Raw genomic sequence first — 19253 nt, forward strand, 5'->3', positions numbered from 1 at the left:
AGACATCCGATGAGTGCGGGGTGGCATGGGCGCGGGAGGCTCGTACCGGATCGTCGGGATGGAGACGCACGACGTGCGCTTCCCCACCTCGCGGGAGCTGGACGGCTCCGACGCGATGAACCCCGACCCTGATTACTCGGCCGCCTACGTGGTGCTGCGGACGGACGACGGGTTCGAGGGGCACGGGTTCGCGTTCACGATCGGGCGCGGCAACGACGTGCAGACGGCGGCGATCGGCGCGCTCAGGCCGTACGTGATCGGCCGGGACGCCGAGGACCTGGGCGCGCTCTACAGGGAGATGGTCTACGACTCGCAGCTTCGCTGGCTGGGGCCGGAGAAGGGCGTCATGCACATGGCGATCTCCGCCGTGGTCAACGCGCTGTGGGACCTGAAGGCCAGGCGGGCGGGCAGGCCGGTGTGGCTGCTGCTGTCGGAGATGCCGCCCGAGGAGATCGTCGCGCTGATCGACTTCCGCTATCTCAGCGACGCCCTGACACCCGGCCAAGCACTCGAAATCCTGAAAAAGGCGGAAAAGGGGAAGGCTGAGCGGATCGCCCGCCTCCAGGCCGACGGCTACCCCGCCTACACCACCTCGCCCGGCTGGCTCGGCTACCCCGACGACAAGCTGCGCCGCCTCTGCCGGGAGGCCCTCGACCAGGGCTTCGGCCAGATCAAGCTCAAGGTCGGCGCCGACCTGGCCGACGACGTGCGCCGGCTCAAGGTGGCCCGCGAGGTGTGCGGCCCGGACTTCCCCATCGCGATCGACGCCAACCAGCGCTGGGACGTCGGGACGGCCATCGACTGGGTGACCGCGCTCAAGCCGTACGCCCCGCACTGGGTCGAGGAGCCGACCAGCCCTGACGACGTGCTCGGCCACGCGGCGATCGCCGAGGGCGTCAGCCCCGTACCGGTCGCCACCGGCGAGCACGTCCAGAACCGGATCGTGTTCAAGCAGCTCCTCCAGGCCGGCGCGATCTCCTACCTGCAGATCGACGCCGCCCGGGTCGGCGGGCTGCCGGAGAACCTCGCGATCCTGCTGCTCGCGGCCAGGTTCGGCGTGCCGGTGTGCCCGCACGCGGGCGGCGTCGGGCTGTGCGAGCTGGTGCAGCACCTGGCCATGTTCGACTACGTGGCCGTCAGCGGCACCCTGGACGGGCGGGTGATCGAGTACGTGGACCACCTGCACGAGCACTTCACCGACCCGGTGGTGATCGAGAACGGCCGCTACGGGGCCCCTGCGGCGCCCGGGTTCAGCGCCGCGATGCACGCCGAGTCGGTCGCCGCCCACACCTACCCGGGCGGCGCGGTCTGGAGGGACGCATGACGCTCAAAGCCGTCGTCACCGGAGGCGGCTCAGGCATCGGCCTGGCCACCGCCACCCTGTTAGCCGGGCGCGGCATGCGCGTCGCCTGCCTGGACCTGGACCCGCCCGGCGAGCCGTTCGTCGGCGTCAAGGCCGACGTGACCGACGACGAGCAGGTACGCCGGGCCGTCACGGAGGCGGCCGAGCGCCTGGGCGGCATCGACATCCTGGTCAACAACGCGGGCATCGGCGCGCAGGGCACGGTCGAGGACAACGACGACGCCGAGTGGCGGCGGGTGTTCGACGTCAACGTGTTCGGCATGGTCCGGGTGGCCCGCGCGGCGCTGCCGTACCTGCGCCGGTCGGCGCACGCCTCGATCGTCAACACGTGCTCCGTGGCGGCCACCGCCGGGCTGCCGGGCCGCGCCCTCTACAGCGCGACCAAGGGCGCGGTGCAGTCGCTGACCCTCGCCATGGCGGCCGACCACGTCCGCGAGGGCATCCGGGTCAACTGCGTCAACCCGGGCACCGCCGACACGCCGTGGGTCGCCCGGCTGCTCGACGCCGCCGACGACCCCGAGGCGGAACGGGCGGCGCTGCGCGCCAGGCAGCCGATGGGCCGCCTGGTCAGCGCGGAGGAGGTCGCGGCGGCGATCGCGTACCTGGCGGGCCCGGACGCCGGCGCCACCACCGGGACGGCGCTCGCGGTCGACGGCGGCATGCAGGGGCTGCGGCTCCGGCCCGGCGGGCCGGTCCAGGAGTTCAGGTGATCGAGCTGCCGCGGTTCGGGTTCGGCGCCGCGCCCATCGGCAACCTGTACGAGGCGGTCGGTGACGAGCAGGCGCGGGCCACGGTCGAGGCCGCGTGGGACAGCGGCGTGCGCCTGTTCGACACCGCGCCGCACTACGGGCTCGGCCTGTCGGAGCGCCGCCTCGGCGCCGCGCTGGCGGGCCGCACCGGCTACGTGCTGTCGACCAAGGTCGGCCGCCTGCTCGTCCCGTCCGGCCGTGGCGGCGTCGACGACGAGGGCTTCGACGTCCCCGCCGCCTTCGAGCGGCGGTGGGACTTCTCGCGTGACGGCGTGCTGCGCTCCCTGGACGACTCCCTGTCCAGGCTCGGACTCCCGTACGTGGATCTGGCGCTCGTCCACGACCCGGACGACCACCTGGAGCAGGCGCTCGACGAGGCGTACCCGGCGCTGGCCGAGCTGCGCGCCCAGGGCGTGGTCAAGGCCGTCGGCGTCGGCATGAACCAGTGGCGGGCGCCGCTGCGGTTCGTCCGGGAGACGGACGTGGACGTGGTGATGCTGGCCGGCCGCTACACGCTGCTCGACCGGTCGGGGCTGCCGCTGCTGGAGGAGTGCGCGGCGCGCGGCACCCGGGTGCTGGCGGCGGGCGTCTTCAACAGCGGCCTGCTGGCGACCCACACCCCGTCGGGCGCCTACGACTACCGGCCCGCCCCGGCCGGGCTGGTCGCCCGCGCCACCCGGCTGGCCCGCGTGTGCGAGGCGCACGGGGTGACGCTGCCGCAGGCGGCGATGGCCTTCCCGCTGCGCCACCCGGCGGTCGCCGCCGTGGTGCTGGGCGCGCGCTCGCCGGAGGAGGTGCGCGCCAACGCCGCCCTGTGGCGGCGCCCGGTGCCGGACGCCCTGTGGGCGGACCTTCAGCGCGCGTAGCCGACGACCCACAGCCCGGGGATCGGCTCGAACTCACTCTTCAGGACGAATCCCAGCTTCTCGTACAGAGTCCGGGCCGGTACGTTGTCCCGCCCGGTCGACACCACGATCCGCCGCTCGCCCGCCCTGGCGATGACCTCGGTGACCAGGGCCCGGCCGATGCCGCGCCGGTGCGCCGCCGGATCGACCACGAGCCGGTCCACGTCCACCTCCTCGTCGCTCTCCGTCCAGGCGATCGCCCCCAGCAGCCGCTCCCCGTCCAGCGCGCCGAGCCAGCGCAGTGGCTGGGCCAGCAGGTCGTCCAGGCTTTCGCGCAGGGGCGGGATGCGGTCGTCGCCGATGAGCTCCGCCTCGACGGCATAGGCGGCACGCTGCACCTCGAAGAGGGCTCTGTCGGGCGATATTTCGGAAATCAGCATCTGGCGAGTATCGCCCATCCGAAAAACCGGTTGGCCCCACCGGGGCGGCCCTGCTAGGTTGCCCGGCATGTCCAGCCCAGAGGCGTCAAGACACTAGCCACCGGTCGTCCGGTGGCCTTTCGCCGTTCCTGTCACGAGTGAGAGCTCCGGATCACCGCTGCCGCATGTCCTGCCGATCTTCCTCTGGGTGCGGAGCCTCTTCATGCCTTTCGTCGTATACCTGCTCGGCCTTGCCGTGTTCGCCATGGGCACGTCCGAGTTCATGCTGTCCGGCCTGGTGCCGGGCATCGCCCAGGAGCTGGGCGTCTCCATTCCCGCCGCCGGTCAGCTGACCACGGCCTTCGCCGTCGGCATGATCGTCGGCGCGCCGCTGATGGCGATCCTCAGCCTGCGCTGGCCCCGGCGGCGGGCGCTGCTGGCGTTCCTCGCGATCTTCACGCTCGTGCACGTGCTCGGCGCGGTCACCACGAGCTTCGACGTGCTGCTGCTCACCCGGGTGGCCGGGGCGCTGGCCAACGCCGGGTTCCTGGCCGTGGCGCTGTCGGCGGCGACCGGCATGGTCGCGCCGGACGCCAAGGGCCGGGCCACCGCCGTCCTGCTCGGCGGCGTCACCGTCGCCTGCGTCGCGGGGGTGCCCGCCGGGGCGCTGCTCGGCCAGGTGTGGGGGTGGCGCTCGGCGTTCTGGGCGGTGGCCCTGGTGTCGGTCCCCGCCTTCGTGGCGATCCTGCGGGCCGTGCCCGCGACCCGCGCGGACTCGGCCTCCTCGGGGGCGCGCGAGGAGCTGCGGGTGCTGCGTGACGGGCGGCTGCGGGTGACGCTGCTGCTCGGCGCGCTGGTCAACGGGGCGACCTTCTGCGCCTACACGTACCTGGCGCCGGTGGTCACCGAGGTCGCCGGCCTGGGGGCGGCCTGGGTGCCGGTCGTGCTGGCGCTGTTCGGCGCCGGGTCGTTCGCGGGCGTGACCGCCGCCGGTCGCCTGGCCGACACGCGGCCCGCACGGCTGCTGACGGCCGGCGGCGCGTGCCTGCTGGCCGGGTGGGTGGTGTTCGCGCTGGCCGCCGGGAGCCCGGTGGCGGCGGTGGTGCTCGTGCTCATCCAGGGCACGCTCGCCTTCGCCGTCGGCTCGACGCTGATCTCCCAGGTTCTGTACGCGGCGGCGGGCGCGCCGAGGCTGGGCGGCGCGTTCGCCACGGCGGCGTTCAACGTCGGCGCGGCGCTCGGCCCCTGGCTGGGCGGCCTGGCCATCGGCGCGGGCTACGGGTTCCGCTCGCCGCTGTGGGTGAGCGCGCTGCTGGTCGCCCTCGCCTTCGCCGTCCTGGTCCGGCGTCAGGAGGGGACGAACACCCAGGCCGCCGATTCGCCGGGCTCGTAGGGGGAGTCCAGGCGCTTGCCGACGACGCCCGGCAGCCCCTGCTCGCGGGCCGCCTGCCGGACCGGGGCCGCCTCACCCGGCCAGGAGGGGGCGGTCTGCCAGCGGGCGCCCGACAGGCCGAGCGCCTCCAGCGCCGCCCGCCGCTCCCGGTACGGGCGATCCACCAGCGCGTGCCCGTCGTCGTACAGCAGGTCGTAGAAGACCAGCACCTCCGCGCCCGCGAGCGTGGTCAGCTCGCCGTCCAGCACCGCCGTGCGGCTGCCGAACGACTCCGCGAGCGGGCGCAGCCACGGGTGCTCCCTGGCCGCGTCCGTGCGCCCGCCCTGGATGGGGACGAGCAGCCGCCGCCCGCCCCAGGCGAACTCGAAGGCGTACGCGGCGGCGTCGCGCGGCGGCGCCTTGCGCCGGACCGGCAGCATCGGCGCCACGTCGGGGAACGGGTCGGTCACGGGCGGGTCCATGCGGTGGATCATCCAGTTCTTGCCGTCCGTCCGGAACAGCACGAACCTGCCCTCCGCCCGCTCCCCGTGCAGGACGATCTTGACCTCCCGCTCCGACCACTTCTCCGTCTCGTACGTGCCCCGGTCCCAGATCGTCATCGTGCCGCCGCCGTACTCGCCCTTGGGGATCTCGCCGTGGAAGGTGAGGTACTCCATCGGGTGGTCCTCGGTGTGGACGGCCAGATGGTTGGTGCCGGGGTCGGGCGGGAGGCCCTTGGGGACGGCCCACGAGACGAGCACGCCGTCGCGTTCCAGGCGCAGATCCCAGTGCAGGGAACGGGCGTGGTGCTCCTGGATGACGAACGCGTCACCGTCCTGCGGTCGTGGCGCGTCCTGGGGGACGGGTTCGGGGGTGCGGCTGGCGTCGCGTTTGCTCCGGTATTTGTGAAGTTTGTCGGCCACAAATGGCTCCTACCCGGTTATGGCTCTGCAAGGATGATCTATCCGCATTTCCCCCCATGAGGATGAAGACGTGCAATGAGACGCTGGATCGTCCTGGCGGTCGCCGCACTGGTCGCGCTGGCACCGGACGCCGCCGCCGCGCAGGCCGCGCCGCCGGACCCCGTACAGGCCCTGAAGAGGCAGTTCCGCGCCGAACACGGCGTCACCTTCACCGAGGTGTCCCGCATGACGGGCGACGCATCCGTGACCCGGGTCCGCGCCAAGGGCGGGATCCAGTTCGGTGCGAGCGGGCCCGTCGCCTCGTACATGACGTTCTCCGCCGTTCAGAAGAAGGGCGAAGATCAGGGGACCGAGGTAGAGCTGATCATGACGCCTGGTCAGCTCCACCTCTCCGCGCCGGATCTGCCCCCGGGCAAGAAGTGGGTCGTGTTCGAGCCCGACAAGGGCACCAAGGTCACCCCGGTGCCCGGCCTGCTCCTCAGCAGTCAGACGATCAACCCGCTCGATCCGGCGATCCTGAAGGCGATCCTCAAGGGCGCCAAGGTCAAGAGCGTGCCGGGCGGTCACCTCTATCAGGGGGCCGTGACGTACGGCGACCTCTTCAAGGCGGCCCCGAAGCACTACGCCGCCCAGTTCGGCGGGGACGTCGCCGGCGAGTTCGCCAAGCGGAAGGTCTCCTGGCGGCTCTGGACCGACAAGCGGGGCCTGGTCACCCGCCTGATGAGCAACCGGCTCGGCGGCGGCGCCGACACCCGCTACGCCGGGTGGGGGCAGCGGATGACCATACCCCTGCCGCCGGCCGACGAGGTCATGTCCTGGCGCGAGCTCTGGGACCAGCCCTACGACGAGCCCGGCTTCGATCTCGGCCCGTTCCGCACTTCCCGATAAGGATGAACCCCCCGATGAGACGATGGATCGTTCTGGTGGCCGCCGCGAGCTTCACGCTGGCCCCCACTGCCGCCTCCGCGCAGAGTGCCGCCGCGCCCGACCCGGTGCAGGCGATGAAGAAGCAGTTCCGCGCCGAGCGGGGCGTCGACTTCACCGAGGTCGCGCGCCTGCGTGACGCCGAGCCGCCGACCCGGCGGCAGGGCGGCATCCAGTTCGGCACCCGCGGGCCCGTGGCCGCGTACCTGACCGTGCGTGACGTGAACGCCACCGACCCCGAGGACGAGACGGAGGCCGTGGCCGGCGGCGACGCCCTCTACACGACCTCCGACGTCCCGCTGCCCAAGGACAAGAACTGGGTCGCCTACCGCTACCCGAAGGGCCAGGTCGCGCCCGAGTTCTGGACCACGCAGCAGACGATCGACGTGTTCGACCCGGCGAGCCTCCAGGTCACGCTGAAGGGCGCGAAGGGCAAGGCCGTCTCGGGCGGCTACCACTTCCAGGGTGACGTGACCTACGCCGAGCTGAACAAGGTGGCGCGCGACCACTACGCCGTGGACGTGGACGGGGTGAAGTCGAAGGCCAAGGCCAAGTCGAAGATCAAGTGGCAGCTCTGGACCAACTCCTCCGGGGTGATCCAGCGCTTCGTGACGACCAACTACTCGCCCAAGGGCGCGTGGCTGAAGAGGGTCGACACCCGCTTCTCTGAGTGGGGCCGCTGGCAGATGATCCCGATGCCGGGCGTCGAGGAGGTCATCGCGTCGAACGAGGTCGGCAAGGTGCCGAGCTTCCCGACCGGCCTGAGCCTCAAGGGCCGGGCCGCCCACTAGCCCGGGCCCGGCCACCCGGCCGGGCCTCTAGGGCAGGGCCTTGCGCAGCCAGGATTCGACGCCCGCTATGTGGACCGTGGCCCAGGACCGGGCCACGTCGGCCTGGCGGGCGGCGATGGCCTCGTAGATGGCCGCGTGCTGCTCGCGCGTCCGGTCCAGGGCGCCTTCCTGGGTGAGGCCGCGCCAGATCCGGGCCCTGGTGGTGGGCCCGGACAGGCTCTCGACGAACGAGCACAGCACGCTGTTGCCCGACCCGCGCGCGATGCGGTGGTGGAACTCCAGGTCGTTGGCGACGAGCTCCTCAATGGTCGGATCTGCGGGCAGCGCCTCCAGGATGGCGCGCAGCTCGCCGACCTCCTCGTCGGTCATCAGCTCGGCGGCCAGCGCGGTGGCGGCGGGTTCGAGGATGCGGCGCACCTCGAAGAACTGGATGACGGTGTCGTCGCGGTGCAGGTCGAGCACGAACGACAGGGTGTCGAGCAGCAGCCGGGGCTCCAGGCTGGTCACGTAGGTGCCGTCGCCCTGCCGCACGTCCAGGACGTTGATCAGGGCCAGCGCCCGGACGGCCTCGCGCAGCGAGTTGCGTGACAGGCCGAGGCGCTCGGCCAGGTCGGCCTCCTTGGGCAGCCGGTCGCCGGGGGCCAGCTCGCCGGAGAGGATCATCTGCTTGATCCGGTCGATGGCCGCGTCGGTGACCGCCACGCTCTTCCCCCTGGACATCGGAGGTCTAGGAGTCTAGGGCCTGGAACCGTACGGCGCCGTCGCCGGGAACGCGGCGGATCGCGCCGCGGGCCTCCAGCGTGCGCAGGTGGGCGGCGGCCTCGCCGGCGGCCAGGCCGCGCAGCATCGGCGGCAGGTCGGACCAGGGCCGGTTCCAGGTCATCATGGCGGCGGTCTCCCAGATGGTCGGCGGCTCGGACCGGTCGCGGAGCTGGGCGTGGAGTCGTTCGAGCTTCTCCTCGTGATGATCGCGGATCTGGGCCGCCCGTGCCGCCACATCCGGAAAAGTCCACTCGTGGGCGGGCAGGGCGTCGAGCGGGCCGAGCTCGCCCACCCGGTGCAGCGAGTCCAGGAAGTCCCCCAGCGGGTCGACGTCGTCCCGGTCGAAGGGGTAGATCCCGATGTGCGGGGTGATGCCGGGCAGGACGTGATCGCCGGTGAACAGCCGGTCGGCGTCCTCCAGGTGCAGGCAGACGTGGCCGGGGGTGTGGCCCGGCGTGTGCACGGCCCGCAGCTTCCGGCCGGGCAGGTCGATCAGGTCGCCGTCGCGCAGCTCCCGGTCCGGCCGCGCGGGCGGCTCGCCCCTGCCGCCGGACGCCGCCGCGACCGCCTCGGGGTCCGCGCCGGCCCGCCGCAGCATCTCGGCCTGGAAGTCCCGGTGCTCGTCGCGGGCCAGCCCGTGCATCATCGCGACCAGCGCCGCGTCGGCCTCGTGCATCGCGATCCAGGCGCCCGACTCCTGCCTGACCTGCCCGGCGAGCCCGGCGTGGTCGGGGTGGAAGTGGGTGACGACCACGCCGCTGACGTCGGCCACGGCCATGCCGGCGGCGGCCAGCCCGTCGCACAGCGCCGCCCAGGCGTCGGGGTGGTTCCAGCCCGCGTCGACGAGCAGGGGGCCGTTGGGCGACTCGACGGCGTACACGAGCGTGTAGCCGAGCGGGTTGCCGGGGATCGGCACGGGCACGCTCCACACCCCGCCGCCGAGGTCCTGGGTGCGCTGTTCGGTGAACGGCCTGCGCCGCGTTCGTGTCATTGGAGTGGCCCCCGTCGTGCGTGCGTGGTCTTCGTCGAGTGTGGGTGCGGGGGCGGGTGGATGGGAATGATTTTTCGGGATCCGTCCCGTCACGTGATCCGCTCAAGGATCGTGGCCGTGGCCAGCGCGCCGCCCGCGCACATCGTGACCAGGGCCGTAGCCGAGTCCGAGCGCTCCAGCTCGTGCAGCGCCGTGGTGATCAGCCGCGCGCCGGTCGCGCCGACCGGGTGGCCGAGCGCGATCGCGCCGCCGTTGACGTTGACGCGGTCGAAGTCCGGCTGGTGCACGCTCGCCCACGACAGCACCACCGACGCGAACGCCTCGTTCACCTCGAACCTGTCGATGTCGCCCACCGACATGCCGGCCGCCGCGAGCGCCTTCGCCGTCGCGTCCACCGGCCCGTCCAGATGGAAGTACGGCTCCGCGCCGACGAGCGCCTGGGCCAGGATCCGCGCCCTCGGGCGCAGCCCGTGCCTGGCGGCGGCCTCCTCGCTCATCACCAGCACGGCGGCGGCCCCGTCGGAGATCTGCGAGGAGGTCCCGGCGGTGTGCAGCGTGCCCTCGCCCTGGACCGGCTTGAGCGCGGCCAGGCCCTCGACGGTGGTCTCGCGCAGCCCCTGGTCGCGGCTGACCTCGCCGACGGGCACGATCTCCCGGGCGAACCGGCCGCCCGCCCAGGCCCGCGCCGCGAGCCGCTGCGACCGCGCGCCGAACCAGTCGAGCCGCTCGCGCGTGAGCCCGCGCCGCCGGGCGATCCGCTCGGCCGCGGTGAACTGGTCGGGCAGGTCGATGCTCCAGTCGTCGGGCCGGGGCTGGGCCGGTAACACGTTGCTGCCGAGCGGCGCCCGGCTCATCACCTCGACCCCGCAGCCCACGCCCACGTCGATCACCCCGGCGCGGACCATCGCCGCCGCCAGGTGCACGGCCTGCTGCGAGGAGCCGCACTGCGCGTCGACGGTCGTGACGCCCGTCTGGTAGGGCAGTCCGGCGTAGAGCCAGGCGTGCCGCCCGACGTGACCGCCCTGCTCACCGGCCTGCGTCACGCAGCCGGCGAACACCTGCTCGACGGCGGCGGGATCGAGGCCGGAGCGGGCCAGCAGGCCGTTCAGCGCCGTGGCCAGCACCTGCTGCGGTTTGTGGCCGGCCAGCCAGCCGCCGCGCTTGCCGATCGGCGTGCGTACGGCCTCGACGATCACGGGTGTGCCCACAGCCACCTCCAGAACGATGCTCTGGTGGCGACTGTAACCGGTTCTAGTTAGCCGCGAAAGCCCCGGCGGGCAGGCTCTCCGGCAGCTCGAACAGCTCGAACAGCGCCAGGTCGAAGAACATCGCCACATGGCTGATCAGCGGGCCGTCGAAGTCGATCACCAGCAGCGAGAAGCGCCGATAGCCGTCGCCCTCCCGGAAGTACAGGGCGAACGCCGGCTGGCCGTTGGCCCGCACCGGCACCAGCCGCAGATCGCCCGGCGCCTGGGCCGGGCACTGGGTCTCGACGAGCTCGACGATCGCGTCAGGCCCCTGATACCACCCCTCGAAGGGCGGCATCTCCCAGATCGCCTCCTTGGTGAACATGTCGACGATCGTCTTGATGTCGTAGCTCTCGAACGCGGCCACGTAGCGGTCGAGCAGCTCGCTCTGCTCAGGCGTCAGCGGCTGCGGGCGGTCGTCGAGGCTGGGCGCGACCTGCGCGAGCTGGGCGCGGGCGCGCTGCAGGATGCTGTTGACGGCGGTGGTCGTGGTCTCGAGCGCCTCGGCGACCTCGGCCGCGCGCCACTTGAGCACGTCGCGCAGGATCAGCACCGCGCGCTGGCGCGGCGGCAGGTGCTGCAGGGCCGCGACGAGCGCGAGCCGGATGCTCTCGCGCGAGGTGACGATCGCGGCCGGGTCGTCGCCGCCCGCGCCCACCATCCCGTCGGGCACCGGCTCCAGCCACGGCACCTCGCCCCGCTGCACCAGCGGCGCGCTCGGCTCGGTGGCGGGCGCGCCCAGGCCCGTCGGCATCGGGCGGCGGCCCCGGCTGTCGAGCGCGGTCAGGCACTGGGTGGTGGCGATGCGATAGAGCCACGTGCGCAGGGACGAGCGCCCCTCGAACCCGTCGTAGGCCCGCCAGGCACGCAGATAGGTCTCCTGGACGAGATCCTCCGCGTCGTGCACCGACCCCATCATGCGATAGCAGTGCGCGAGCAGCTCCCGGCGCATCGGGTCAGCCTGCCGGAGGAAGTCCTCGTTGGACGGCTTGTCGCTCATACCCCCTGTATAGACGACGCCACCGACAGATCGCCTCTTCTACGCGAAAGGGCAGGTCAGAGGTCGCTCAGCAGGCGGTCGGAGGCGATCTCGATGCGGCGCTGGATCTGGTCGTAGGTGCGCCGGCCGCGCAGCATCTCCAGCAGCTCCTGGACCCAGATGCTCGACAGGGAGCCGGCCAGGGCGAGCTGCTCCTCCGACGCCCGCGCCGGGTCGAGGCCGCCGGCCGAGACGCGCAGCAGCAGGCCGGTCATGCGGTCGCCGAACGGGGTCTCGACCTCGGCCAGGATCAGCGACCTGATGAGGGCGTCGGCCAGCTCGGGCTCGCGCATGAGGCCGCGGGTGGCGCGCATCAGCACGTCGACGGCGCGGCCGGACGGGGTGGGGGAGCTCGGCGGGCGGCGCTGGATGCTGCTTTCGAGGAGGTCGATCTCCTCGCCGACCACGGCCACGACCAGGTCCATCTTGGACGGGAAGTAGCGGTAGAGGGTGCCGAGGGCGACGCCGGCCCGCTCGGCGACCGTGCGCATCTGCATCGCCTCGACGCCGCCGCGCGAGGCGAGGGCCGCGGCGGCCTGGACGATGCGCTTGCGGCGCTGGTGCTGGCTGCGTGAGCGGGCGCTGTTGCCGCCGGGCGCGGGGTGTTGCTCCGTCGGCCCCTCGGGGTCGGCGGGGGGCGTGGCGACGTCCGCCTGCGGAGTGCGCATGAGAACACGTTATCTGATTTCTCGATAACCCGGCTTGTTACTCGCCAGTCACTAACAAGCCGTATAGATGCATGTCTTTGGCGTTACACGGCTATATCTGGACTTGTCGAAATGGGCCCCCTCTGGACAGATATTAGAATCTGTTCTAGTTTGCCATTCTACCGACCGAGCGCTTGGTGGTGGTGCATGGACTTCAACCTCGACGAGACCCAGCGGGACCTGCGTACCCTCACCGCGGAGCTGCTGGCCAGGGAGGACGGGCAGGACGCGGCCCGGCTGTGGGACGCGCTGCGCGAGGCGGGCCTGACGGCGATCTGCGTGCCCGAGCACGCGGGCGGCGCCGGGCTGGGGCCGGTCGAGATGGCGGTCGTCCTGCGCGAGCTGGGCGCCAGGGCCGCGCCGGGCCCGTTACGCGAGACGCTGGTCAGCACGCTGGCCGCGAGCCGGCACGGCAGCCCTGGGCAGCAGCGCCGCCTGTCCGGCGAGACCCCCGCCTCGGTGGCGATCCGGGAGCCCGGCCGCCCGCTGACCGCGCCGCCCGTGACCATCGCCGAGCGGGCGCCCGCCGACCTGGCCGCGGGCTGGTTCCTGACGGGCAGCAAGTCCGGGGTCGCCCATCCCGGCGGCGACGTGCTGGTCACCGCCGACCAGGGGCTGTTTCTGGTCCACGCGCCGCCCGCCGCCCCCGAGTTCACCTCCACCGGCGAGCCCGCCGCCACGATCACGCTGGAGCGCTGCCCCGCCGAGCGGGTCGGCGGCCCGGAGGCGGCCGGCGACGTGCGGCGGCTGTTCACCGCGGCGGTCACGGCGCAGGCGAGCGGCGTGCTGGCCGGCGCGCTGGAGCTGACCACCGCCCACATCAGGACCAGGAAGCAGTTCGGCCGCGCGCTCGCCGAGTTCCAGGCCGTCACCATGCAGATCGCCGACGTCTACATCACCGGCCGGGCGCTGGACGTGGCCATGTGGTCGGGCGCCTGGCGGCTGGACGCCGGGCTGCCCGCCGAGGAGGACCTGGCCGTGGCCGCACTGCACGCCGACGAGGCGGCGCGGGCGCTGTACACCTGCCAGCACCTGCACGGCGGCCTCGGCCTGGACGTCACCTACCCGCTGCACCGCTACTTCGCCCAGGCCAAGCACCTGACGCACCTGCTCGGCGGCGCCGACGCCCAGCTCGACCTGATCGGAGGGCTCGCCTGATGCACATCGACCTGACCCCCGAGCAGCGCCGCCTCCGCGACGAGCTGCGCGAGTACTTCGCCGGCTGCCTCACCCCCGAGGACCGGGCGAAGCTGGCCGAGGACCCGTTCGGCGAGGCGTACCTGGAGCACTGCCGCCGCCTCGGCCGTGACGGCAAGCTGGGCCTCGGCTGGCCGAAGGAGTACGGCGGAGGCGGCCACGGCCCGCTCGAACAGCAGATCTTCGCCAACGAGATCGCCCGCGCCGGAGTCCCGTACCCGATCATCACCCTTCAGACGGTCGGCCCGACGCTCATGCAGTACGGCACGAAGGAGCAGAAGGAGCGGTTCCTGCCGAGCATTCTGGCCGGCGAGTGCCATTTCGCCATCGGCTACAGCGAGCCGGAGGCGGGCACCGACCTGGCCGCGCTGCGCACGACCGCGGTGCTCGACGGCGGCCACTACGTCGTCAACGGGCAGAAGATCTTCACCAGCGGCGCGCACCACGCCCAGTACGTCTGGCTCGCCGCCCGCACGAACCCGGAGGCCAGGAAGCACAAGGGCATCACCATGATGATCGTCCCGACGGACGACCCGGGCTTCTCCTGGACGCCGATCGTCACGATGGACGGCCGCCACCACACCAACTCCACCTACTACACGGACGTGCGGGTGCCCGTGGACCTGGTGGTGGGCGAGGTGGACAAGGGCTGGGACCTGATCGTCAACCAGCTCAACCACGAGCGCGTCACGCTCGGCCCCGCCGGGAACCTCGGCCAGACCTACGACCGCTTCCTGACCTGGGCCCGCCGCGCGGGGCTGGCGGACGAGCCCGACGTACGGCGCGCGCTCGGCCGGGTGCGCGCTTGGTTCCGCACCAACGAGCTGCTGAACTGGCAGGTCGCGGCCAACATGGACCTGGGCTGGCTGGGCGCCCCCGACGCGTCGGCCACCAAGGTCTACGGCTCGGAGCGCATGCAGGAGGCCGGCCGGCTGCTCGGCGACGTGCTGGCCCGCTACGGCGACCCGGCCGATCCGGAGACGGCCGAGCTGATCGAGCGGACGGACCGGGCGGTCAAGGGCGCGGTGGTGCTGACGTTCGGCGGCGGCGTCAACGAGGTGCAGCGGGAGCTGATCGCGATGCTCGGCCTGAGCCTGCCGAGGCCGCCCCGATGACCGGCGAGGAGCTGCTGGACCTGGCAGCCAAGCAGGCGGCGCTGGGCGAGCTGGCCGGGGCTCCGGCCGACGACCCGGTGAACGTGCCGATGATCCGCCACTGGCTGGCCGCGATGGGCGACCGCAACCCGGTCTACCTGGACAGGGGCCTGGCCCCGCCCGCGATGGCGCAGGTGTGGACGATGACCGCGCCGGCGCCCGGCGACCGCTCGCCGGTCAGCGTCATGATGGGCGCGCTGGACGCGGCCGGCTACACGGGCGTCGTGGCGACCAACTGCGAACAGACCTACCACCGTTACGTGCGCGTCGGCGAGCTGCTGACCCCCGCCACTCGCTTCACCGGCCTGGCCGGGCCCAAACGGACCGCGCTCGGCGAGGGGTTCTTCGCGACCTGGGTCGTCACCTGGTACGCCGGCGAGGGAGAGCCGGTGGCCGAGATGCTGTTCCGGGTGCTGAAGTTCCGGCCGCCGGAGAAGCGGGCCGAGCCGTACCCGCTGCGGCCCTCGGTGAACCGTGACACCGCGTTCTTCTGGGACGGCGTGCGGCGCGGCGAGCTGCGGGTCCAGAGCTGCGCCGACTGCGGCGAGCTGCGCCACCCGCCGGGCCCGATGTGCCCGCGCTGCCACTCGGTGAACCGCGCCCACGTGGTGGCGCGCGGCGAGGGCGTCGTCTACAGCTACGTGGTCCACCACCATCCGCCGGTGCCGGGCCGCGAGACGCCGTTCGTGGTGGCGGTCGTGGAGCTGCCCGAAGGGGTGCGGATCGTGGGGAACGTGATCGACTGCCCGCCGGAGTCGGTGGCGGTCGGCATGCCGGTACGGGTCGCGTACCGGCCGATGGACGACGAGCTGGTCCTGCCCGTCTGGACGCCCGGGGAGCCGTGATGCTGACGCGAGATCAGGTCGAGGTGGGCGCGGCGCTGCCCGAGCTGTCGCTCGACCTCACGCCCACGGTGGTCGTCTCCACCGCGCTGGCCACGATGGACTTCACCCCTGTCCATCATGACGTCCAGGTCGCCAGGGGGCAGGGGGCGAAGGACATCTTCCTCAACATCCTGACCACGATGGGGCTGGTCGAGCGGTACGTGACCGACTGGGCCGGGCCGGAGGCGGTGATCAGGCGGATCGACGTGAAGCTCGGCGTGCCCGCCTACGCGGGTGACCGGCTGAGCTTCCGGGGCGGCGTCACCGCGCTCGCGGACGGCGAGGTCACGGTGGGGGTCACGGGCAGCGTCAGCCTCGGCGACCACGCCACCGGGACCGTCACCCTGCTGCTGCCGGAGGTGCGGCCGTGACGCGCCTGGACGCGGCGATCGCGGGCATCGGCGCGACCGAGTTCAGCAAGGACTCGGGCCGTTCTGAGCTGCGGCTGGCGGCCGAGGCGGTGCTCGCGGCGCTGGACGACGCCGGGCTGTCCCCGGCCGAGGTCGACGGCCTGGTCACCTTCACGCAGGACGCCAACCAGGAGATCGCCGTCGCCCGCGAGGTGGGCATCGGCGACCTGAGCTTCTTCTCCCGCGTCGACTACGGCGGCGGCGCGGCCTGCGCGACCGTGGCGCACGCGGCCATGGCCGTCACGACGGGGGCGGCCCGCGCGGTCGTCTGCTACCGGGCCTTCAACGAGCGCTCGGGCCGCCGGTTCGGCCGGCCGGACGCGGGGCTCGCCGGGCAGCAGTCCTCGCAGGGCATGGAGATGAGCTGGCACGTGCCGTACGGGCTGGTGACGCCCGCCGCGTGGGTGGCCATGTTCGCCCGCCGCTACCTGCACGCCCACGGAGCCACGTCCGAGGACCTGGGCCGGGTGGCGGTGGCCATGCGCCGGCACGCGGCGACGAACCCGGCGGCCTGGTTCCACGGCCGGCCCATCACGCTGGCCGACCACCAGGCGTCGCGGTGGATCGCCGAGCCGCTGCGGCTGCTCGACTGCTGCCAGGAGAGCGACGGCGCGGTGGCGCTCGTCGTCACCACCGCCGGGCGCGCCCGTGACCTGCGCCGCACCCCGGCCGTCGTCACCGCCGCCGCCCAGGGCTCCGGCGCCGGGCAGATGATGATGACGAGCTACTACCGCGACGACATGACCGGCCTGCCGGAGATGTCGGTGGTCGGCAGGCAGTTGTGGGAGACGTCCGGGCTGACGCCCGCCGACATCCAGACCGCGATCCTGTACGACCACTTCACCCCGTTCGTCCTGACGCAGCTGGAGGAGCTGGGGTTCTGCGGGCGCGGCGAGGCCGCCGCGTACGTGCGCGACGGCGGCATCGAGCTCGGCGGGCGGCTGCCGGTCAACCCGCACGGCGGGCAGCTCGGCGAGGCGTACATCCACGGCATGAACGGCATCGCCGAGGCCGTGCGCCAGCTCCGCGGCACCGCCGCCAACCAGGTGGACGGCGTGCGGAACGTGCTGGTGACGGCCGGAACGGGGGTGCCGACCAGCGGGCTGATCCTGTCCGGCGTGTCGGGCTGATCACCCAGGGTAGTCATCCCTGTATGATCGGATATTTGCTGGTCCAGCCGGAGTTGAAGATCGACTGGACGAAGATGCCCACGTACAACACGATCATGGCCGTCGCGGCGGGCGTGGGGCTGGTGCTCGTGGTCTGGTTCGGCAGGAAGCTGCTGCGCGGCGACCCGATGGAGCACGTCGACGGGTGGGCGCTGGCGTTCGGCGTGCTCGGCGCGCTGCTGGCGCTCACCGGGCTGCACATGACGCTCACCTGGCCGCTCGCCGGGCAGGGGTTCCCGTTCGACAACATCATCTTCGGCGAGCCGTCGCTCGCGTTCGGCGCGATGCTGCTGGCCGCCGCCCTCTACCTGTGGAAGCGCTGGACGCCGCCGCAGGGGGCCGCGGACCGGCGCGAGCACGTGGCGCGGGTGGCGGGGCCGATCTCGCTGTTCGCCTTCGCGATGGGGCTGGCCTGCTTCGGCATCGCCGCCGCCGGGTGGACGTACACGCTGTTCGCCGCGCCGCCGCAGGAGCCGATCTCCGGGGCGTTCGCGGACATGCCGATGCTGGAGGCGACGTTCATCTCCGGGCTGTACGTGCTGGTGGGCATCGGGGCCGTGGTGTTCCCGTTCGCGCTGCGGGCCCGTGGCGGGCCCGCGGCGACGGTGACGGGCGTGTGCTGGCTGGTGGCCGGGGTGGTGTTCGCGCTGTTCGGGGCGCTGAACTACTTCACGCACATCGGGCTGATCGTCAACACCATGTGATCACGGACTGACGATCATCGGGACGGAGAAGAACACGATCATCGCGATGACCACGCAGATCAGGAAGCCGGTGAGCTCCCAGGCCCAGTCGTGGTGCCTGCGGCGCTTCTTCCCCTTGGGCCGCCGGGCGGCCTTGCCCGATCCGGACGCCCTCCGCGGGGCGGGCGTCCGGATCGGGGCCGGCGCGGGCCCGGCCTGCGGCTCGCTCACCGAGTCCTGCTCCGGCTCCGTCGTGCTCGCCGGGAGAGCGTCCGGCGCGGCGGGCGGCTCCGGCGGCAGCGGCATCCGGTAGACCGGCTCCTTCGGCTGCGCCCGGGGCGTGAACAGCGGCCCGGCCTCGCGCGGGGCGCGGGCGTCGGTGACGGCGGGCAGGTCCTGGGTCACCGGCTCGTCGTCCAGCACGTCCGCCGGGACCGGCGCGGGCATGACGAACGGCCGCTCCAGCCGCGCCTGCGGCGCGTCCTTGGCGGGTACGTCCCTCCCGAGCAGGTCCTTGGCCGGCGCGCCGCCGATGGGGCGGCGGGCCTCGAAGGCGGCGAACGGGGTGGACAGGCCGGACGGGGCGGGCGGGGCCGCCTCGAAGGCACGGAAGGTCGTCGGCCGGCCGGTGCGCTCGGGCGAGGGCGCCAGCGGGTCACGCAGCCTGGGCATCGGCGCCGTGGTGGCCTCGTGGTCGGGCATCCGCGACGGCGACGGCGGCGCGAGCAGCTCGGCGGGGAAGATCCCCGTGGTGCTCGCCGGGTCGGCGGCGCCCAGCGGCAGCGGCCAGGTCGGCGGCACGGGCCAGCGCGGCTTGACGAACATCGGCGCGGGCTCGGCCGTACGGGATCCCGCGAAGTGGACGCGCAGTGCCGCCGGCGGCGTCGGCCACGGCAGGCGGCCGAGCACGTCGCGCAGCGGCGCGACGGCGAGCGCGCCGTAGACGTCGGCGACCGGCTTGGACACGCGCCCGCCGGCGCCGCCCAGCGCCAGCCCGAGCGCCTGCGTGAACCGGTGCGCCACGCTGACCGCCAGCTCCTCGGCGGTGTCGGGCGCCACGTCGAGCACCCAGGCGAGCTCCTCCCGGTTGAGCCCGCACACCTGGACCAGCACGAGCACCTCGCGCTGCGCCGGACGCAGCTCGCGCAGCGCCCGCTCGACCAGCGCCGAGGCCGGGTCGATGAGCGGGTCGACGACGGGCGGCGCGTAGACGACGTCACGCCGGAAGATCTCGCGCCGGGCGTAGGCGTACAGGGCGGCACGCGGGGGCGGCTGCGACGGCACGGCGGCGAGCACGGTCGCCACGACGTCTGCCGCGGAGCCAGGGTCGCCGAGCTGGTCCGCGCAGTACGCGAACAGCCCGGCGGCGTGACGGTCGTAGAGCTCTGCGATCAGCTCGGCGCGCGAGTGCTGACCGGTGAGCGGGTGTGTCACGTGACCGGATCCTCTTACTGGGAAAAGCGGACGCTGCGGGTGAGGGTGCGGCGTCTGTGCATGTGGAGGCAATCATGCCAACTCCACCCAGGCCGGCGCACTACCAGATCACGAATTCGTACGGAATCGCAGGTCAGTGAACCGCTTAACCTCCTCCCGATGGGACAGACCACGTTCAATCGCCGTAGGG

Annotated in this window: 20 protein-coding genes; 12 read left to right on the forward strand and 8 right to left on the reverse strand. The window is 72.9% G+C overall.

Going from position 1 to position 19253, the window contains the following annotated elements; all coding sequences use genetic code 11:
• Nucleotides 1-25: 25 nt before the first annotated feature.
• From AB0J53_RS23860 to AB0J53_RS23870, 3 genes are read left to right on the forward strand one after another with little or no spacing between them, the layout of a single operon-like run.
• Complete coding sequence (locus AB0J53_RS23860; RefSeq protein WP_364175842.1) at nucleotides 26-1324, forward strand: L-fuconate dehydratase; 1299 nt, start codon at nucleotides 26-28, stop codon at nucleotides 1322-1324.
• Nucleotides 1321-2073 (forward strand): SDR family oxidoreductase, encoded by a 753-nt coding sequence (locus AB0J53_RS23865; protein ID WP_364175845.1) that lies wholly within the window; start codon nucleotides 1321-1323, stop codon nucleotides 2071-2073. The genes AB0J53_RS23860 and AB0J53_RS23865 overlap by 4 nt, the downstream gene beginning before the upstream one ends.
• Complete coding sequence (locus AB0J53_RS23870) at nucleotides 2070-2978, forward strand: aldo/keto reductase (RefSeq protein WP_364175848.1); 909 nt, start codon at nucleotides 2070-2072, stop codon at nucleotides 2976-2978. Before AB0J53_RS23865 ends, AB0J53_RS23870 begins: the two co-directional genes overlap by 4 nt.
• Here AB0J53_RS23870 and AB0J53_RS23875 read toward each other — a convergent pair.
• Nucleotides 2966-3397, reverse strand: coding sequence for a GNAT family N-acetyltransferase (locus tag AB0J53_RS23875; protein ID WP_364175850.1), 432 nt, complete (start codon nucleotides 3395-3397; stop codon nucleotides 2966-2968). The two genes, AB0J53_RS23870 and AB0J53_RS23875, sit on opposite strands and share 13 nt — an antisense overlap.
• A gap of 202 nt (nucleotides 3398-3599) precedes the next feature.
• Between AB0J53_RS23875 and AB0J53_RS23880 the strand changes: the two genes are divergently transcribed.
• Nucleotides 3600-4769, forward strand: coding sequence for a Cmx/CmrA family chloramphenicol efflux MFS transporter (locus AB0J53_RS23880; protein WP_364175853.1), 1170 nt, complete (start codon nucleotides 3600-3602; stop codon nucleotides 4767-4769).
• Here AB0J53_RS23880 and AB0J53_RS23885 read toward each other — a convergent pair.
• Complete coding sequence (locus AB0J53_RS23885; protein ID WP_219500950.1) at nucleotides 4724-5671, reverse strand: DNA polymerase ligase N-terminal domain-containing protein; 948 nt, start codon at nucleotides 5669-5671, stop codon at nucleotides 4724-4726. The two genes, AB0J53_RS23880 and AB0J53_RS23885, sit on opposite strands and share 46 nt — an antisense overlap.
• A 75-nt stretch (nucleotides 5672-5746) precedes the next feature.
• Between AB0J53_RS23885 and AB0J53_RS23890 the strand changes: the two genes are divergently transcribed.
• Complete coding sequence (locus tag AB0J53_RS23890) at nucleotides 5747-6559, forward strand: hypothetical protein (RefSeq protein WP_364175857.1); 813 nt, start codon at nucleotides 5747-5749, stop codon at nucleotides 6557-6559.
• Nucleotides 6560-6573: 14 nt separating this feature from the next.
• Nucleotides 6574-7386 carry a hypothetical protein gene (locus AB0J53_RS23895; RefSeq protein ID WP_364175860.1) on the forward strand — a complete coding sequence of 271 codons (813 nt, stop codon included), beginning with the start codon at nucleotides 6574-6576 and terminating at the stop codon, nucleotides 7384-7386.
• Nucleotides 7387-7413: 27 nt separating this feature from the next.
• Here the strand turns inward: AB0J53_RS23895 and AB0J53_RS23900 are convergent, their stop codons facing one another.
• The 5 genes from AB0J53_RS23900 to AB0J53_RS23920 all read right to left on the reverse strand — a co-directional run bounded on the left by AB0J53_RS23900 (nucleotide 7414) and on the right by AB0J53_RS23920 (nucleotide 12093).
• Nucleotides 7414-8106: a FadR/GntR family transcriptional regulator gene (locus AB0J53_RS23900; protein ID WP_364175863.1), complete on the reverse strand. Its 693-nt coding sequence runs from the start codon at nucleotides 8104-8106 to the stop codon at nucleotides 7414-7416.
• Between the two features lie 7 nt (nucleotides 8107-8113).
• Nucleotides 8114-9139 carry an MBL fold metallo-hydrolase gene (locus tag AB0J53_RS23905; protein ID WP_364175866.1) on the reverse strand — a complete coding sequence of 342 codons (1026 nt, stop codon included), beginning with the start codon at nucleotides 9137-9139 and terminating at the stop codon, nucleotides 8114-8116.
• Between the two features lie 89 nt (nucleotides 9140-9228).
• Nucleotides 9229-10347: a steroid 3-ketoacyl-CoA thiolase gene (locus tag AB0J53_RS23910; RefSeq protein ID WP_364176455.1), complete on the reverse strand. Its 1119-nt coding sequence runs from the start codon at nucleotides 10345-10347 to the stop codon at nucleotides 9229-9231.
• A 43-nt stretch (nucleotides 10348-10390) separates the two neighbouring features.
• A complete protein-coding gene (locus tag AB0J53_RS23915; protein ID WP_219500966.1) occupies nucleotides 10391-11386 on the reverse strand; it encodes a sigma-70 family RNA polymerase sigma factor in 996 nt (331 codons plus the stop codon).
• A 56-nt stretch (nucleotides 11387-11442) separates the two neighbouring features.
• Nucleotides 11443-12093 carry a TetR family transcriptional regulator gene (locus AB0J53_RS23920; RefSeq protein WP_364175869.1) on the reverse strand — a complete coding sequence of 217 codons (651 nt, stop codon included), beginning with the start codon at nucleotides 12091-12093 and terminating at the stop codon, nucleotides 11443-11445.
• Nucleotides 12094-12279: 186 nt separating this feature from the next.
• Between AB0J53_RS23920 and AB0J53_RS23925 the strand changes: the two genes are divergently transcribed.
• From AB0J53_RS23925 to AB0J53_RS23950, 6 genes are read left to right on the forward strand one after another with little or no spacing between them, the layout of a single operon-like run.
• Nucleotides 12280-13290, forward strand: coding sequence for an acyl-CoA dehydrogenase family protein (locus AB0J53_RS23925; protein WP_364175872.1), 1011 nt, complete (start codon nucleotides 12280-12282; stop codon nucleotides 13288-13290).
• Nucleotides 13290-14444: an acyl-CoA dehydrogenase family protein gene (locus AB0J53_RS23930; protein ID WP_364175875.1), complete on the forward strand. Its 1155-nt coding sequence runs from the start codon at nucleotides 13290-13292 to the stop codon at nucleotides 14442-14444. Before AB0J53_RS23925 ends, AB0J53_RS23930 begins: the two co-directional genes overlap by 1 nt.
• On the forward strand, nucleotides 14441-15328 hold the full coding sequence (locus tag AB0J53_RS23935; RefSeq protein ID WP_364175877.1) for a bifunctional MaoC family dehydratase N-terminal/OB-fold nucleic acid binding domain-containing protein: 888 nt from the start codon (nucleotides 14441-14443) through the stop codon (nucleotides 15326-15328). Before AB0J53_RS23930 ends, AB0J53_RS23935 begins: the two co-directional genes overlap by 4 nt.
• Nucleotides 15328-15738, forward strand: coding sequence for a MaoC/PaaZ C-terminal domain-containing protein (locus AB0J53_RS23940; protein WP_364175880.1), 411 nt, complete (start codon nucleotides 15328-15330; stop codon nucleotides 15736-15738). The genes AB0J53_RS23935 and AB0J53_RS23940 overlap by 1 nt, the downstream gene beginning before the upstream one ends.
• Before the next feature lie 5 nt (nucleotides 15739-15743).
• Nucleotides 15744-16907, forward strand: a complete 1164-nt coding sequence (locus tag AB0J53_RS23945; RefSeq protein WP_364176458.1) for a lipid-transfer protein — start codon at nucleotides 15744-15746, stop codon at nucleotides 16905-16907.
• A 23-nt stretch (nucleotides 16908-16930) separates the two neighbouring features.
• Nucleotides 16931-17650, forward strand: coding sequence for a DUF981 family protein (locus AB0J53_RS23950; RefSeq protein ID WP_364175883.1), 720 nt, complete (start codon nucleotides 16931-16933; stop codon nucleotides 17648-17650).
• On the opposite strand, the gene AB0J53_RS23955 is transcribed toward AB0J53_RS23950, so the two are convergent.
• Nucleotides 17651-19063 carry a hypothetical protein gene (locus AB0J53_RS23955; RefSeq protein WP_364175885.1) on the reverse strand — a complete coding sequence of 471 codons (1413 nt, stop codon included), beginning with the start codon at nucleotides 19061-19063 and terminating at the stop codon, nucleotides 17651-17653.
• Nucleotides 19064-19253: the final 190 nt, after the last annotated feature.

This window comes from Nonomuraea sp. NPDC049725, assembly GCF_040674795.1.
In the GTDB taxonomy this organism is placed as follows: Bacteria; Actinomycetota; Actinomycetes; order Streptosporangiales; family Streptosporangiaceae; genus Nonomuraea; species Nonomuraea ceibae.

Coding starts and splice junctions, on each gene's coding strand:
- AB0J53_RS23860 (WP_364175842.1), top strand. CDS start 26: ATGGGCGCGGGAGGCTCGTACCGGATCGTCGGGATGGAGACGCACGAC.
- AB0J53_RS23865 (WP_364175845.1), top strand. CDS start 1,321: ATGACGCTCAAAGCCGTCGTCACCGGAGGCGGCTCAGGCATCGGCCTG.
- AB0J53_RS23875 (WP_364175850.1), bottom strand. CDS start 3,397: ATGCTGATTTCCGAAATATCGCCCGACAGAGCCCTCTTCGAGGTGCAG.
- AB0J53_RS23880 (WP_364175853.1), top strand. CDS start 3,600: ATGCCTTTCGTCGTATACCTGCTCGGCCTTGCCGTGTTCGCCATGGGC.
- AB0J53_RS23890 (WP_364175857.1), top strand. CDS start 5,747: ATGAGACGCTGGATCGTCCTGGCGGTCGCCGCACTGGTCGCGCTGGCA.
- AB0J53_RS23895 (WP_364175860.1), top strand. CDS start 6,574: ATGAGACGATGGATCGTTCTGGTGGCCGCCGCGAGCTTCACGCTGGCC.
- AB0J53_RS23900 (WP_364175863.1), bottom strand. CDS start 8,106: ATGTCCAGGGGGAAGAGCGTGGCGGTCACCGACGCGGCCATCGACCGG.
- AB0J53_RS23905 (WP_364175866.1), bottom strand. CDS start 9,139: ATGACACGAACGCGGCGCAGGCCGTTCACCGAACAGCGCACCCAGGAC.
- AB0J53_RS23915 (WP_219500966.1), bottom strand. CDS start 11,386: ATGAGCGACAAGCCGTCCAACGAGGACTTCCTCCGGCAGGCTGACCCG.
- AB0J53_RS23920 (WP_364175869.1), bottom strand. CDS start 12,093: ATGCGCACTCCGCAGGCGGACGTCGCCACGCCCCCCGCCGACCCCGAG.
- AB0J53_RS23925 (WP_364175872.1), top strand. CDS start 12,280: ATGGACTTCAACCTCGACGAGACCCAGCGGGACCTGCGTACCCTCACC.
- AB0J53_RS23930 (WP_364175875.1), top strand. CDS start 13,290: ATGCACATCGACCTGACCCCCGAGCAGCGCCGCCTCCGCGACGAGCTG.
- AB0J53_RS23935 (WP_364175877.1), top strand. CDS start 14,441: ATGACCGGCGAGGAGCTGCTGGACCTGGCAGCCAAGCAGGCGGCGCTG.
- AB0J53_RS23940 (WP_364175880.1), top strand. CDS start 15,328: ATGCTGACGCGAGATCAGGTCGAGGTGGGCGCGGCGCTGCCCGAGCTG.
- AB0J53_RS23950 (WP_364175883.1), top strand. CDS start 16,931: ATGATCGGATATTTGCTGGTCCAGCCGGAGTTGAAGATCGACTGGACG.